At 40.9% G+C, this 14009-nt stretch carries 13 protein-coding genes and 1 pseudogene; 13 read left to right on the top strand and 1 reads right to left on the bottom strand.

The genetic code is table 11. From position 1 onward, the window contains the following. Window position 1: 1 nt before the first annotated feature. The 4 genes from I2F76_RS08410 to I2F76_RS08395 all read left to right on the top strand — a co-directional run bounded on the left by I2F76_RS08410 (window position 2) and on the right by I2F76_RS08395 (window position 5899). Window positions 2–526, top strand: coding sequence for a GNAT family N-acetyltransferase (locus I2F76_RS08410; protein WP_031574518.1), 525 nt, complete (start codon window positions 2–4; stop codon window positions 524–526). 73 nt (window positions 527–599) lie between these two features. After that, window positions 600–3005, top strand: a complete 2406-nt coding sequence (gene pheT, locus I2F76_RS08405) for a phenylalanine--tRNA ligase subunit beta (RefSeq protein WP_195487688.1) — start codon at window positions 600–602, stop codon at window positions 3003–3005. A gap of 184 nt (window positions 3006–3189) precedes the next feature. Further along, a complete protein-coding gene (locus I2F76_RS08400; RefSeq protein ID WP_229289732.1) occupies window positions 3190–4419 on the top strand; it encodes a hypothetical protein in 1230 nt (409 codons plus the stop codon). After that, window positions 4406–5899, top strand: coding sequence for a hypothetical protein (locus I2F76_RS08395; RefSeq protein ID WP_195487645.1), 1494 nt, complete (start codon window positions 4406–4408; stop codon window positions 5897–5899). The genes I2F76_RS08400 and I2F76_RS08395 overlap by 14 nt, the downstream gene beginning before the upstream one ends. Before the next feature lie 403 nt (window positions 5900–6302). Here the strand turns inward: I2F76_RS08395 and I2F76_RS08390 are convergent, their stop codons facing one another. After that, on the bottom strand, window positions 6303–6773 hold the full coding sequence (locus tag I2F76_RS08390) for a GNAT family N-acetyltransferase (RefSeq protein ID WP_049482275.1): 471 nt from the start codon (window positions 6771–6773) through the stop codon (window positions 6303–6305). A 236-nt stretch (window positions 6774–7009) separates the two neighbouring features. Between I2F76_RS08390 and I2F76_RS08385 the strand changes: the two genes are divergently transcribed. The 9 genes and pseudogenes from I2F76_RS08385 (at window position 7010) to I2F76_RS08345 (ending at window position 14004) form a co-directional block, all read left to right on the top strand. Then, window positions 7010–7318 carry a hypothetical protein gene (locus I2F76_RS08385; protein ID WP_049482296.1) on the top strand — a complete coding sequence of 103 codons (309 nt, stop codon included), beginning with the start codon at window positions 7010–7012 and terminating at the stop codon, window positions 7316–7318. Window positions 7319–7331: 13 nt separating this feature from the next. Continuing rightward, window positions 7332–7541: a helix-turn-helix transcriptional regulator gene (locus tag I2F76_RS08380; RefSeq protein ID WP_023918610.1), complete on the top strand. Its 210-nt coding sequence runs from the start codon at window positions 7332–7334 to the stop codon at window positions 7539–7541. Beyond that, a pseudogene (locus I2F76_RS08375) lies at window positions 7538–8317 on the top strand (DUF3169 family protein). The gene I2F76_RS08380 and the pseudogene I2F76_RS08375 overlap by 4 nt, the downstream one beginning before the upstream one ends. 11 nt (window positions 8318–8328) lie before the next feature. Then, the gene (locus I2F76_RS08370) at window positions 8329–9222 is read left to right on the top strand and encodes an ABC transporter ATP-binding protein (RefSeq protein WP_049482268.1); all 894 of its coding nucleotides are present in this window, start codon (window positions 8329–8331) and stop codon (window positions 9220–9222) included. Further along, window positions 9219–10433 carry an ABC transporter permease gene (locus I2F76_RS08365; RefSeq protein WP_195487644.1) on the top strand — a complete coding sequence of 405 codons (1215 nt, stop codon included), beginning with the start codon at window positions 9219–9221 and terminating at the stop codon, window positions 10431–10433. Before I2F76_RS08370 ends, I2F76_RS08365 begins: the two co-directional genes overlap by 4 nt. A 97-nt stretch (window positions 10434–10530) precedes the next feature. After that, window positions 10531–11454: an aldo/keto reductase gene (locus I2F76_RS08360; protein ID WP_195487643.1), complete on the top strand. Its 924-nt coding sequence runs from the start codon at window positions 10531–10533 to the stop codon at window positions 11452–11454. Window positions 11455–11602: 148 nt separating this feature from the next. Next, entirely contained in the window at window positions 11603–12178 is a 576-nt protein-coding gene (locus I2F76_RS08355; protein ID WP_195487642.1) for a TetR/AcrR family transcriptional regulator, read from the top strand. Next, window positions 12175–12855 (top strand): ABC transporter ATP-binding protein, encoded by a 681-nt coding sequence (locus I2F76_RS08350; protein ID WP_049522584.1) that lies wholly within the window; start codon window positions 12175–12177, stop codon window positions 12853–12855. Before I2F76_RS08355 ends, I2F76_RS08350 begins: the two co-directional genes overlap by 4 nt. A gap of 3 nt (window positions 12856–12858) precedes the next feature. Further along, window positions 12859–14004 carry an FtsX-like permease family protein gene (locus I2F76_RS08345; protein ID WP_195487641.1) on the top strand — a complete coding sequence of 382 codons (1146 nt, stop codon included), beginning with the start codon at window positions 12859–12861 and terminating at the stop codon, window positions 14002–14004. The last annotated feature ends 5 nt before the right edge of the window (window positions 14005–14009 follow it).

Genomic DNA, 14009 nt, shown 5'->3' with positions numbered 1-14009 from the left:
CATGTTAGTTAGAGTAAAAATCGATCAATTAGAGACCTTACGTGACCTAGAAGTGGAAACCTATGGGGATACCTTTGGTCCCTATATTGTTGAGGAAGATTTGGAAGATTACTTCTCTACTGTGCTCTCTTTGGAGCAAATCGAGAAGGATCTGCTAGATCCAGAATCTGAAACCTATTTTGTCCTCAATGAAGATCAAGAAATCTGTGGTTTTCTCAAGATCAACTGGGGTCAGGCGCAGACCGAGCCAGTAGAGATGGATAAGTCCTTTGAGATCCAACGGATCTATGTCAAGAAGGAATGTCAAGGGGCTGGTTTCGGCAAGGAAATGTTTACCTTTGCGCTGGATCAAGCCAAGAGTCGTGGCTTTGAGTGGGCTTGGCTAGGTGTATGGGAACGCAACTTTAAGGCGCAAGATTTTTACTACCGCTTTGGATTTGAACGATTTAGTGAACACCAGTATATCACCGGAGATACCGTGGATACAGACTGGTTGTTGCGCAAGCATTTGAAGGATAATCCGTAAGCTTAATTGTGGGTTCAAATTGAGAGAAAGGAATTGAGAAGATCTCACCTAGTGGGATCTTATGATCGGAATTATGTTAGTATCATATAAATGGTTAAAACAATTGGTGGACGTGGATGTGCCATCAGAAGAGTTGGCTGAAAAAATGTCAACCACAGGGATCGAGGTAGAAGGTGTGGAATCACCTGCTGCTGGTCTCTCAAAAATTGTCGTCGGTGAAGTCTTGTCTTGTGAAGATGTACCCGAAACACACTTGCATGTCTGCCAAGTTAATGTGGGTGAAGAAGAAGCGCGTCAAATCGTCTGTGGAGCACCAAATGTGCGAGCAGGCATCAAGGTGATGGTGGCTCTTCCAGGTGCTCGCATCGCAGATAATTACAAGATTAAAAAAGGGAAAATCCGTGGGTTGGAGTCGCTCGGAATGATCTGTTCACTTGGTGAATTAGGGATTTCTGACTCCGTTGTACCGAAAGAATTTGCAGATGGCATCCAAATCTTGCCTGAAACTGCTGTTCCAGGTGAGGAAGTCTTCTCCTATCTAGACTTGGATGATGAAATCATCGAGCTTTCTATCACTCCAAACCGTGCAGATGCTCTTTCGATGCGTGGGGTAGCACATGAAGTAGCAGCCATCTATGACAAGGCAGTCAACTTCAAAGACTTTACCTTGACCGAAACAGACCAAGCTGCAGCAGATGCTCTTTCAGTCAGCATTGATACAGACAAGGCTCCTTATTATGCAGCTCGTATCTTGGACAATGTGACCATTGCACCAAGTCCACAATGGTTGCAAAACCTCCTCATGAATGAAGGTATCCGTCCCATCAATAATGTGGTTGACGTGACCAACTATATCCTGCTTTACTTTGGTCAGCCTATGCATGCCTTTGACTTGGATACCTTTGAAGGAACTGATATCCGTGTACGTGAAGCGCGTGCTGGTGAGAAATTAGTGACCTTGGATGGGGAAGAGCGTGAGTTGGAAACAAGTGACCTCGTGATTACGGTTGCTGACAAAGCAGTAGCCCTTGCAGGTGTCATGGGGGGAGAGGCTACAGAAATCTCTGAAAAGTCTACTCGTGTCGTCCTTGAAGCAGCTGTCTTCAATGGCAAATCGATCCGTAAGACCAGCGGTCGCCTCAACCTTCGTTCTGAATCATCTTCTCGTTTTGAAAAAGGCATCAACGTGGCAACTGTTAATGAAGCCCTTGATGCGGCAGCAAGCATGATTGCTGAATTGACTGGTGCAACCGTGCGTAAGGGCATTGTTTCAGCAGGACAGTTGGACACTTCTGATGTAGAAGTTTCTTCTACTCTTGCAGACGTGAACCGTGTCCTTGGAACAGAGCTTTCCTACGCGGATGTCGAAGATGTCTTCCGTCGTCTTGGTTTTGGCCTTTCTGGAAATGCAGAAAGCTTCACAGTGAGCGTTCCTCGTCGCCGTTGGGACATCACTATCGAAGCGGACCTCTTTGAAGAAATTGCTCGGATTTATGGTTATGACAAATTACCAGCAACCCTTCCAAAAGATGACGGGACAGCCGGTGAATTGACAGCGACACAAAAATTACGTCGTCAGGTTCGGACTATTGCTGAAGGGGCTGGTTTGACAGAAATCATCACTTATGCTTTAACAACTCCTGAAAAAGCCGTTGAATTTGCGACTGCGCCAAGCAATTTAACAGAGCTCATGTGGCCAATGACTGTGGATCGTTCAGTCCTCCGTCAAAATATGGTTTCAGGTATTTTAGATACAGTTGCCTACAACGTAGCGCGTAAGAACAAAGATTTGGCCCTCTATGAGATCGGAAAAGTCTTTGAACAGACAGGCAATCCAAAAGAAGACTTGCCAAATGAAATCAACAGCTTTGCTTTTGCTTTGACAGGTTTAGTTGCTGAAAAAGACTTCCAAACTCCAGCTGTTCCAGTTGACTTCTTCTATGCTAAGGGAATCTTGGAAGCCCTCTTTGCTCGCTTGGGTCTTGAAGTGACTTATACAGCAACACAAGAAATCAAGAGTCTCCACCCAGGACGTACAGCCTTGCTCTCACTTGGTGACCAGGTGATTGGGGTCTTGGGGCAAGTGCATCCTGTAACAGCTAAGTCTTATGATATCCCAGAAACCTATGTGGCAGAATTGAACTTATCTGCTATTGAAGCAGCTCTTCAACCAGCCGCAGCCTTTGTGGAAATCACCAAATTCCCAGCTGTGAGCCGTGATATCGCCCTTCTCCTCAAAGCAGAAGTGACTCACCAAGAGGTAGTCGATGCCATTCAAGCTGCTGGCGTGAAACGCTTAACAGCTATCAAACTCTTTGACGTCTTCTCCGGTGAAAAACTAGGACTTGGCATGAAGTCTATGGCCTACAGTTTGACCTTCCAAAATCCAGAAGATAGCTTGACGGATGAAGAAGTCGCACGCTACATGGAAAAAATCCAAGCTTCACTTGAAGAAAAAGTCAATGCAGAAGTGCGGTAAATCGTAAAAACATGAAACAGTTGAGAATTTCTCAGCTGTTTTTTTGAAATCAAATAATTATAATGATTGTCTATTCTGAGTTTATTATTCTTTAATATATTGACTAAATAATTATTTTATTAGATAATTAGGTTATTAATAATTAGTGTTTCATAATTGGTCACTACTATGAATGGAGTTTATTATGGATTTATTTAATCAAATTGGGAAAATGACATCTGATTTAGCTAATGGCATTGTCAAAGAAACAGGAAAAGTATTAAATGATGCAGGGAAAATTGCAGGAGATGTTACGAATAATATTGCAGGAGTAACGGGTGATGTTGCTAGAAATACAGGAAAATTTGTTGGAGAAGTTTCTAATAATGTTATAAAAACATCTAGTGATGTAGTACAAAATACAGGAAAATTTGTAGGCGAGGTGACTGATAACGTGGTGAAAGTCACAGGTGATGTCGTTACTGAAACAGGAAAGATTGCAGGAAATGTAGTGAATCAAGTCGGAAAATCTGCCAATAATATAAAAGAGCAAGTTAACTCTGTTGATTTATTTAATGATAAATTACGAAGGAAAGCAGTAGATGAGTTTAATCAATCTGTTTCAAAATATGAATTAAAATCAAAAGAGCTAATACATTCATCGAATGAATTGTATAATGTTAGAGAAGAAGCTGTGGAAGTCGTAGGAATTCTTGAGAAGAGAATTAGTGAATTAGCTAACTCTCCGAAAGAATTTAAAACAAATTTGCAAATGATAAAACATGAAATCCATAACTTTCAAGATAAGAAGGACCAGATAAAGAAAGCGGAGTTTGATGCTAAAGCTGCAGGCGGTAGTAGTGCTGCAACTGCATCTCTAAGTGCATTGGGAGTGGCTGTTGCAACATTAGGACCTACTGCAGCTATGGGTATTGCAACTACTTTTGGAGTAGCTTCAACTGGTACAGCAATTTCTAGTTTATCAGGAGCGGCAGCAAGCAATGCAGCTTTAGCATGGCTAGGAGGAGGAGCATTAGCAGCTGGTGGAGGTGGAATGTCAGCAGGTAATGGTTTGCTTGCTCTAGCAGGACCAGTTGGATGGACAATTGCTGGACTAATGTTAACTGCGTCAATTGGAGCAGGTGTGTATGCAAATTTTAAAAATGATGAAGCGATTAAAGAGGCAACTGAACAGAGGAAGAAGGTTGAATTTTTAATTAAAAGCACTCAAAAATCTAATGAAGAAATAAAGAAAATGATAGAATTCACGAAAAAACAGATTTTAGAGTTAAGTGAATTAAATAAAAATTTTACTGGAAATGATTATAGTTTATTTACTGATAATGAAAAGTATTTGGCAGGAATTCTAGTAAATTCAACACTTTCGCTTGCGCAGTTAGTTAATAAGGAAATCGTTATAGATGAAAATAAATAATGAATATATCCTGAATGAAGGGATTGCATATTATATTGATTTTTTAAATCATTTAAGATTGGAAGAATTATCGACCTCTTTAGAAAAAATAATACAAGCCAATAAAGATGAGTTATTAGAATTAGCAAAACATAATTTAAAAGCTAAAATTAGTCTAGACAAAGCTGAAGAAGAGATAAATAAGTTAATCCTTAATAATAGGGGAGGTAGTCGAGGATTACATGGATTCATTGCTGAGTTTGCGGAAGAAGGGGTCACAAATGCTTATAGAGCTTTTGAAGGAATGAGGAAATTAGCAAAAGTTTTAAATGATAATGGTCCAGCAGATTTAAATTTCGGAAAAAATCAAGTACAGATGAAATTTTACGATAATGTTTGTAAAGAATTGAAACAGGCTGCAAATTATCGAAATATGAAAATGATGATTCCGAAAGATCATGTTAAATTGATAAATAAAATTATGAATGGTGATGAATATATTACTTTCAATGGTAACCGACTGACAAAAAACACTATTGATAGAATTAAACTCTTAATAAGTGAAGAAAATAAAGCTAGACATGTGACATCTCATACTAAATGGTTAAATGCATCAAAATTGAATTATAAGGAAGTGCAGACTAAAAGTATTCGAAAAACACTATCTGCTATTAGAAAAGATATTTCAAATAAATCTGCTGAAAGAAGAGAATTAATTAATAACAATACTAATTTAGAGAAAAAAACCGCCTATATAAAATCGTTGCCTAGTTTAAAAGAGGCAAATCGTGCCGCTACAATTTCTTCAATAGTACAGGGAGGATTTAGTCTAAGTTCTAAATTGATACAGAAGTATCAAGAAGGCAAAGATATTTTGACATTCACTGATGAAGATTGGATAGACTGCGGAATGAGTGCAGGAGATGGTATTATGAAAGGTGGTATCTCATCTTATTCTATCTATGGGTTAACAAATGTTTGTGGAATGTCGGCTTCTAGTGCAGGCGCTATTTCGGCTGGAACATTTGGAATTATTCGACTTATACTTGATTATAGGATAGGAAAATTGAATGATGATGACTTTATTAATTTAGCATTATTTAATGCGATTGATGCAACAGGAGCTGCTTTAGGAGCATGTTTAGGGCAAGCGATTATTCCGATTCCTGTGGTAGGACCTGTAATTGGATCTATTGCAACAAGTATTATATTAGATATAGGTAAACAATTTTTGAGTAATCGTGAACGTAAGATGATTGAAGAGTATAACTCAAAAATGCAACATTATCTAAATAAACTAGATTTAAAATATCAAGAAATTTTTAATGAGATAGTTGAAAAGTATAAAAAACTAGGTGAGTTACAGAACTATGCTTTCGATGTTCAAATAAATATTTCCTTAAGACTTGAATATTCAGTTCAATTAGCGAGAGAATTGGATGTTGATGATAGTAATCTTTTACATAATATAAGTGAAATTGATGATTTTTTTTTGAGTTAGATTGTTTAATCTAATCATAAAATAGTAAGATTAACAAAGAAATTGTTTGTTTATGTTTGAAAGGTTAGTCAATGATAACTTCCATCAAGTTTTTTGAGGTTTCATGCCCTGCCTTTGATAGTAGTGTAGGGCTCTCCTTTATAGTCATTCCAGAAATGGAGTATTAGGTTGTAGCAACCGATTTTCTTGGCATAGTTGACAGGGAATGAATACAATTGATTGCCAATCTTTTGCCTCGAGCTACTTGATCTACACAAAAGAGGTTTTAATCAGACGAAGAAGTCGCACGCTACATGGAAAAAATCCAAGCTTCACTAGAAGAAAAAGTACACGCAGAAGTGCGGTAACAAATGTGTATAGGAAAAACCGTTGATGAGATGCATCAACGGTTTTTTGATCAGTTTTATAAGATGGTTTCCATGACTGTTTCTTGAGGCTTCATTCCCTGTCTTTGATAGAAGCGAAGGGCTCTTTCATTGTCATTCCAGACATTAAGTGTCATGTTGTAGCATCCGATTTCCTTGGCATAACGAAGGGCAAACTGATAAAGTTGATCGCCAATTTTTTGTCCACGCGTTGCTTGATCGACACACAAGTCCTCGATGAAGATGGTTTTTATCGGATGAAGAACAGGATTGTCAGATACTTCTTTAATAGTGACAAAGAGATGCCCTAGGATTTGGCCATCTTCATTTTCATAGACGAAAATCGGTGTCTGCTCTTGCGTCATTAACTTTTCCAATTCTTCTTCACTATATTTTCCGCCACTTTCCTTGAAAATATCGGGACGAGCTTGGTGGTGAACGGAAAGAATCTGTTCTAAGAGACCAATCAAAGCAGGAATATCTTTTGGTTGCGCTAAACGAATCGTCATGTAGGTTCTCCTTAGTCGTATTTTCTATATTATAAAAATTTTTTACAGAGCTTGTCAATGGAAAAAGGATCGCTAAAAGGTGCGCAAATGCGGGCATTTTATTTCTTACCTCAAAATATCTATGTCAACCATCCTGCTATTTTTGACAAATATTTTTATTTTTTTGACAAATATACTTGTCAAAAAGAAAAAGAAGTGTTACAATGATTTTAGTTGAAAGAAGGGGAGGGTTTCTTATGGACGCCATTTGGATTCTCTTTATCCCTTTTCTAGTTATATTTTATACAAGCTCAGAAAAGAAGATAAAAAGGTTGAACAAACGCATCAAAAGATTAGAAAAACAAGTGAAAGGAAATCAAGACATGTCTAGACTTTTAGAAGAATTGAAAGGCCAAACGGCTACTGTTACAGTGAATGGTTTTGGAACCGAATATGAGATTATGGATATCGATGAAGATTGGGTGAAATTGAGCCGTGAGAATAAGAAAAAAGAGAAGGAAACCAAATTAGTTCGCATCGAAGATATTCAAGGTATTCAACTATAAGGGGGCGAAAGCCATGATCTTAAAAAATCGACTGAAAGAGCTGAGGGCGCGTGATGGGCTCAACCAATCCGAGCTAGCAAAGCTAGCAGGGGTCTCGCGTCAGTCCATCAGTCTCTTGGAGCGAGGGGAATACACCCCTTCGGTTATCATTGCGATCACCATCGCCCAGATTTTCAAGGAACCGGTGGAAAATGTTTTTAGTCTAGTAGAGGAAGAGGAATGAGTATGAAAAAGAAATATAAAGAAAGGTCAGCGCGTTACCGTTTTTGGAGAAACATAGGTATGCTCCTTTTAGGATTAATCATTGGCTTTTTGACAGGTTATTTTGGTTCAGATCATCCTATTGAAATCCAAAAGCTATTTGATCGAGATATGCTCTATATAGGGTCAATCATTTTATATCTGGTGAGCTTCGGAATTGCGTCTACTTATCTATTGTCGTCTCGCCAGTCTTATCAGATGATGGAGGAGACAGAAGATGAGGATGAGGCCTAACATTATGAAGGCCAAACGAGAAGGCTTTATGACTTGGCCGCGATATTTAAAGGCGTCATGATTGTTCCCTATCTATTAGTGATTTACTTCTCTTGCCAAAAACTAGTCTATGAAGAAAAACTAACAGGTACCCTTGGAAAATACACCATCCCGCTTGTTTTCCTTGGCTTGCTCCTTCTCACTTTTGGACTGGAACATCAGTTTCGAAAGATGTTTAAACAGATTTATGGAAAAGCGATCCCACGCAATGCTAGTGGGGCAGAAGTCCGTGAATTAATGATGAGCATGATGGATGAAGCAGAAAAACAAATTTGCTATGAGGAAAACTTCGATATTGTCTTTAAGTTAAGCAATTATGTCTTACCGATTTCTTTAATGGCGATATTCTTAGTTGGCATTACATTCCAGGCAGATATCTTGTTAGCATTAGTAGTTGTATCACTGATTTATGTTTATATCTTGGTCTCTCAGTACAAGATTACCAAACGTTATTATAAAGAGTAAAGGAGTCATTCATGTTAGAAATTAGAAATTTAGAAAAAAGCTTTGGCAATAAGCAGGTCCTCTTTGGAGTGGATCTAACAGCTCAACAAGGTCATATTCTTGGTTTGGTTGGGAAAAATGGAGCCGGAAAAACCACCATTTTCCACAGCATCCTGCGCTTTTTGGACTACAGCGGTGAGATCCGCCTAGATGGCAAAGCGATTACGCAAGAAACTTACAAAGAAATTGGTTATTTGCCGGAAGAGCGTAGTCTCATGCCAAAACTCACGATTTTTGAGCAGGTCCGCTATTTGGCTGCCTTAAAAGGAATGAGCACTGCCGAGGTCAAGGAAAAATTACCGACCTGGATGGAAAAACTTCAAGTAAAAGGGAAATTAACCGATAAAATCAAGAGTCTCTCAAAAGGGAACCAACAGAAGGTGCAACTGATCATCACCTTGATCCATGAGCCTAAATTGATCATTTTAGATGAACCCTTTAGTGGCTTGGATCCGGTCAACACAGAAGTGCTCAAGCAGGTCATCTTTGAAGAAAAAGAGCGTGGGGCCACCATTATCTTTTCTGACCACGTCATGACCAACGTCGAAGAGTTGTGTGATGATATCCTAATGATCCGTGATGGTTCGGTGGTCCTTTCAGGGCCTGTCCAAGAGGTCCGGAATAGCTATGGCAAGACTCGCCTCTTTGTCTCTAACGACTTTAGCAAAGAAGAGTTAGAAGCTCTGCCACACGTGACCAAGGTCAGCATGACCAAGCAAGGGACTTGGAAGCTGATCTTGGATGATGCGTCAGCGGGTCCAGAATTATTTGATCGCTTAACCAAGGGCCACTACCTTGCGACCTTTGACCACCAAGCCCCAACTATTGATGAGATCTTTAAACTTGAATCAGGAGTAGAAGTATGAAACAGATGTTTGTCGTAATGAAAGAAACCTATATCAGACAAGTGAAATCATGGAGTTTTCTCTTCATGGTCTTCGGTCCCTTCCTCTTTTTAGGGTTGGGCGTTGGAATCGGTTATCTAACGGATTCTTCTACAGATGCGAAGAATCAGGTGGCCTTGGTGACCGAAGTGCCAGCTGTCAAAGAAAGCCTCAAAGGAACCGATGACTTGACCTTAGACTATAAAGATGAAGCTGCAGCTAAAAAAGCCATCAAGGATGAGAAAGCAGCTGCTTACCTAATGGTTGATGAAAAAGATGGCCAGCTAGAAGCGACTTATGTGGGTGACCAAGCCATGAAAACAGATTTAAAATCGCTTGTCACTGCGAAATTAAGCCAGGTCCAACAAGGGATCAATCTAGCGCGTGCCAATCTAAGCAAAGAGCAGCTGACAGCCTTGTCTCAACAGGTTTCTCTCAAAGAAAAAATTGATGAGAAAAAAGAAGGCTTGAAAATGGTGCAAACCATGGTTGCAGGTGGTCTAGGAATGTTGCTTTATATGATTTTGATCTTCTACTCGAGTATCACAGCCCAAGAAGTGGCTAGTGAAAAGGGAACTAAGATCATGGAAGTGGTCTTCTCTAGTATTAAAGCAACCGACTATTTCTTCGCACGCATGCTCGGACTCTTCGGAGTGATTTTTACCCATATTTTTGTCTATGTAGTTGGGCTAGTAGCTGTTTGGATCTTTAGAGCAGATATCCCAGTTGTCAAGGATATTCTTGCTCCAAACTCTCCAATTACCCAACACCTAGCAGAAGCGATCTCGCTTAATACCGTCTTCTTCATTATCCTTGGGATCTTTATGTATGTGGTGCTCTCTGCCTTCTTAGGCTCAACAGTTGCACGACCTGAAGATTCAGGAAAAGCGATTTCGCCACTAATGATGTTAGTTATCTTTAGCTTCCTTGGGGTAACCACCTTGGGAAGTGCCGGTGATGTCTTCTTATTGAAGATCGGTTCGTACATTCCTTTCATCTCAACCTTCTTTATGCCTTTCCGTACCATCAATGGCTATGCGACTGGTCTTGAATCTTGGGCTTCTTTGGGAATTGCGGTCCTCTTTACCATCGTGGGAACAGTGCTTATTGCCCGTATCTATGCGAGCTTAATCCTCCAGACCGATGACCTCGGACCGTGGAAGACCATCAAACGTGCTCTCAGCTATCGCTAATCAAATAAGCTCTCAGTTACAGCTGAGGGCTTTTTGATTTCAAATTGACTTTTGAAATCCTTTTCACTACAATAGAACTACAGAAAAGGAGGCGGACATGAACTATATTGAGTTTGCTGAAAATGAGCGTCTGTCCACGATTGTCCTTGGGATGATGCGGATCAGTCAGATGAGTGAAGATGAGGTGGAGGCCTTGGTGGAGGCAGCTTTGTCGATTGGGATCAACACTTTTGATCTGGCGGATATCTATGGCGATGGCCAGTGTGAGGTCCTGCTGGGTAAGGTTCTCAAGCGTCGTCCGGATCTTCGGGACCAGATGTGGATCCAGTCCAAGTGTGGGATTCGCAAAGACGGCTTTACCTATTTTGATTTTTCCAAGGACTATATTTTGGACTCCGTCAATGGCATTCTCGAGCGTTTGCAGATTGAGCGCTTAGATAGTCTTCTCCTTCATCGACCGGATGCTCTCATGGAGCCTGAAGAGGTGGCGGCAGCTTTTGATCAGTTGGAGCAAGCGGGCAAGGTCCGTCATTTTGGGGTGTCTAATCAAAATCCTATGATGATGGAATTGCTTAAGACGGCTGTCAAACAACCTCTCAAGGTCAACCAGTTGCAGTTGAGTGCAGCCTTTACGCCGAGCTTTGAAGCTGGTTTTCATGTCAACATGGAAGGGCCTAAAGCAGCCGTGCGAGATGGCAGTGTCTTTGAGTATTGTCGCTTAACTGATACGGTGATTCAGGCCTGGTCTGTTCTCCAGCATGGCTATTTCAAGGGGAATTTTGTCGGTAAAGAAGAGTTTGCGGCTCTCAATCACGTCCTTACTGACTTGGCGAAAAAATACCAGGTCACACCGACAGCTATTGCCCTCGCTTGGGTCCTTCGCTATCCAGGTAAGGTGCAGGCCGTCATCGGAACGACCAAGCCCAAGCATGTCCTTGAAGCAGGGAAAGCAGCAACAGTCACTTTGACGCGCAAGGAATGGTACCAAATCTACTTGGCGACGGGAAATGATTTGCCTTAGAATCTTGTTAGTAAACCAGATTCCACTCTTATCGGTGGTCTGGTTTTTTGTTTTGTGATTTTCAGATTTTTCTTGACAAGTCTTTCTTTTTTATGATATCCTTTATGCAACAAGTGTTGCGCAACGAATGTTGCGCGAAAGGAGTCTTATGCCACCAAAGGTTAAATTCAGTAAAGAGGCTATCATTGGGACAGCTTTACAATTGGTGAGAGAAGAGGGAATGGCTAGTTTAACGGCTCGAGCATTAGCGGAACAACTGGGAGCCACACCGAGAGTCATTTTTGGGCAATTTGCTAATATGGCTGAGTTACAAGCAGAGGTTATTGGTGCTGCGGAAATGGTCGTGGTGGAGTATATTCGCAAGGCCTTAGAAGATGAAAAGCCTTTCCGATCTGTCGGGGTTGCTTATATCCTTTTCGCCTCAAAAGAGCCCCAACTTTTTCAATTGCTTTTCCAAAATCCTAGCAAAGATCCGATTCGTCGCTTTCAAGATTTTCTTCCCATGAAGGATCATAGTTACCAATTGGTTCTGGATTCGATTGTTGCAGACTATCCTTTGACTGTAGAGGAAGCTAGTCGCTTGTACCAGCATCTATTTATCTACTCACACGGGATAGCCTCTATGGTTGCTTCTGGTATTTATCAGTTCGGCATGGAAGAAGTGATTGGATTACTGACAGAGGTTTGTCAATCTCTCATCAAAGAAATGGTAGGAAAGAAATGATTCAACTAGAAAATGTGCACAAAAGTTACGGCCAAACCAAGGTTTTAAAGGGGATTGATTTGCAGATTCAAGACCAGGATGATGTGGTTATCCTCGGTCCTTCTGGATCGGGGAAATCAACTCTCTTAAATGTGTTATCAGGCTTAGAAAAGGTAGATGAGGGGCATATCCTCATTCAAGGACAAGATTTGTCTCAACTCACGGATGCTCAATTGACGGCCTTTAGACGGGAGAAGATTGCCTTTATTTTCCAGCAGTATTATCTATTGCCGAATCTAACGGTTAGACAAAATGTAAAGATGGGGGCAGACCTAGCAAACAATCATGATTTTTTGCAGATCATCGAGGATTTGGGACTTGGCGATAAGCTGGACAAGTATCCGAGTGAATTGTCGGGTGGGGAACAGCAGAGAGTGTCCATTGCTCGGGCCTTGGCCAAAAAGCCAGAGATTCTTTTCTTAGATGAGCCGACGGGAGCCCTGGATGAAGAAACAGGGCGCAAGATTCTCGACTATATCTGGAAATTAAAGGAGAAGCTTGGCTTTACCCTCATCATGGTGACGCACAACCAAAATATTGCGGATATGGCTAAAACCATCATTCGTGTCAATAGTGGCAAGATTACCCAAGTTGTGACCAATGATCAACCTCAGACTGCTTATGAGATTGGATGGTAAGCCATGTTTTCAGTAAAAGATATTCGAAAATTAGTTGTCGTCAGTATCATTGGGGCTTGTGCGGTCTTTGTGGCCAATCTCTTCTTGAATTTTTACCTGGATATCGAGCAGTTGGAGATTTCGAAAACCAATCCCATCATTCAGACCTACTATGATGCCCAGGTTTCGCTTTCCTGGATGGTGGCCATGGTCAGTGGAGTCGTCTTGTCCTTGACGTCGGTCCTTCTCATGTGTTTTTATATCAAACAATTTGTCGATGATCACAAGGAACAATTAGGGATTTTAAAGGCTTTGGGCTATAGCAATGGCCAGTTGGCGAAACGGTTTTGGGCATTTGGACTCAGTTTTGGAGCTGGAGCGCTTCTTGGCTATCTCGCTTCATTTCTCATGATGGGACATTTTTACAACTTTCGTAATGAGAAGGGGATCCTGCCAGAAATCACCATTCATTTTCATTGGCAGCTCTTGCTTGCTTTGGTGATCCTGCCAACGAGCTTCTTTATGGTTCTTGCGATTGGTTATGCTAGAAGACAACTACAAACGCCAGCACTTCGCTTATTGAAAAAGTCCCCAAGTCCAATCAAGGTCAAAAGGAGAAAGAGGGTTCCTAAGAAAGAGAAAGACTTCCTAAAAGAGCTATCCTCGTCACTGGTATGGGGGAGAAAATCGATCTTGTTTTTTGTAGTCTTTGGCTCCATGTGTTTTGCGGCCATGGTCCAATTGTCCTTTGGCCTCAAGGATTACACAGATGACATCATCCAAACCATGATGATTATGATTGGTTTGATCCTTTCTTTCTCGATTCTCTTTTTGTCATTGGGGATTGTCGTCTCAGAAAGTCGTGAAACCTTGGCTCTTATGAAGGCTTTTGGCTACACCGATCGTGAATGCCAAAGTCATATTCTCGCTCCCTATCGTTTCTGGGCTTATCTAGGATTTGTTCTTGGGACGGTTTACCAATACGGTATCATGGAAATCTTGATCGGTGTGATCAAAGATACGGTTCCTGAAAAGATTGAGCATCACTTTGATGGGAATGTGTGCTTTTGGACCTTGCTTGGTTTTGCGGTGGTTTATGAAAGCCTCTTTTATCTATCCAACAGAAAACTCCAAAAGCAAACCATCAAAGAAGTGCTCTTAGCAGAATAAATAGA

Origin of the sequence: Streptococcus parasanguinis, from assembly GCF_015557775.1 — a bacterium.
Lineage (GTDB): Bacteria > Bacillota > Bacilli > Lactobacillales > Streptococcaceae > Streptococcus > Streptococcus parasanguinis_AA.
The sequence above is the reverse complement of the archived record's forward strand: the minus strand, read 5'-3'. Positions and strand labels throughout refer to the sequence as shown.

What these genes read in the sequence shown, in the direction of transcription:
- I2F76_RS08390 (WP_049482275.1), bottom strand. Translation starts at nt 6,773, where the DNA reads ATGACGATTCGTTTAGCGCAACCAAAAGATATTCCTGCTTTGATTGGT.
- pheT (WP_195487688.1), top strand. Translation starts at nt 600, where the DNA reads ATGTTAGTATCATATAAATGGTTAAAACAATTGGTGGACGTGGATGTG.
- I2F76_RS08355 (WP_195487642.1), top strand. Translation starts at nt 11,603, where the DNA reads ATGCCACCAAAGGTTAAATTCAGTAAAGAGGCTATCATTGGGACAGCT.
- I2F76_RS08345 (WP_195487641.1), top strand. Translation starts at nt 12,859, where the DNA reads ATGTTTTCAGTAAAAGATATTCGAAAATTAGTTGTCGTCAGTATCATT.
- I2F76_RS08400 (WP_229289732.1), top strand. Translation starts at nt 3,190, where the DNA reads ATGGATTTATTTAATCAAATTGGGAAAATGACATCTGATTTAGCTAAT.
- I2F76_RS08365 (WP_195487644.1), top strand. Translation starts at nt 9,219, where the DNA reads ATGAAACAGATGTTTGTCGTAATGAAAGAAACCTATATCAGACAAGTG.
- I2F76_RS08395 (WP_195487645.1), top strand. Translation starts at nt 4,406, where the DNA reads ATGAAAATAAATAATGAATATATCCTGAATGAAGGGATTGCATATTAT.
- I2F76_RS08385 (WP_049482296.1), top strand. Translation starts at nt 7,010, where the DNA reads ATGGACGCCATTTGGATTCTCTTTATCCCTTTTCTAGTTATATTTTAT.
- I2F76_RS08370 (WP_049482268.1), top strand. Translation starts at nt 8,329, where the DNA reads ATGTTAGAAATTAGAAATTTAGAAAAAAGCTTTGGCAATAAGCAGGTC.
- I2F76_RS08380 (WP_023918610.1), top strand. Translation starts at nt 7,332, where the DNA reads ATGATCTTAAAAAATCGACTGAAAGAGCTGAGGGCGCGTGATGGGCTC.
- I2F76_RS08360 (WP_195487643.1), top strand. Translation starts at nt 10,531, where the DNA reads ATGAACTATATTGAGTTTGCTGAAAATGAGCGTCTGTCCACGATTGTC.
- I2F76_RS08410 (WP_031574518.1), top strand. Translation starts at nt 2, where the DNA reads ATGTTAGTTAGAGTAAAAATCGATCAATTAGAGACCTTACGTGACCTA.
- I2F76_RS08350 (WP_049522584.1), top strand. Translation starts at nt 12,175, where the DNA reads ATGATTCAACTAGAAAATGTGCACAAAAGTTACGGCCAAACCAAGGTT.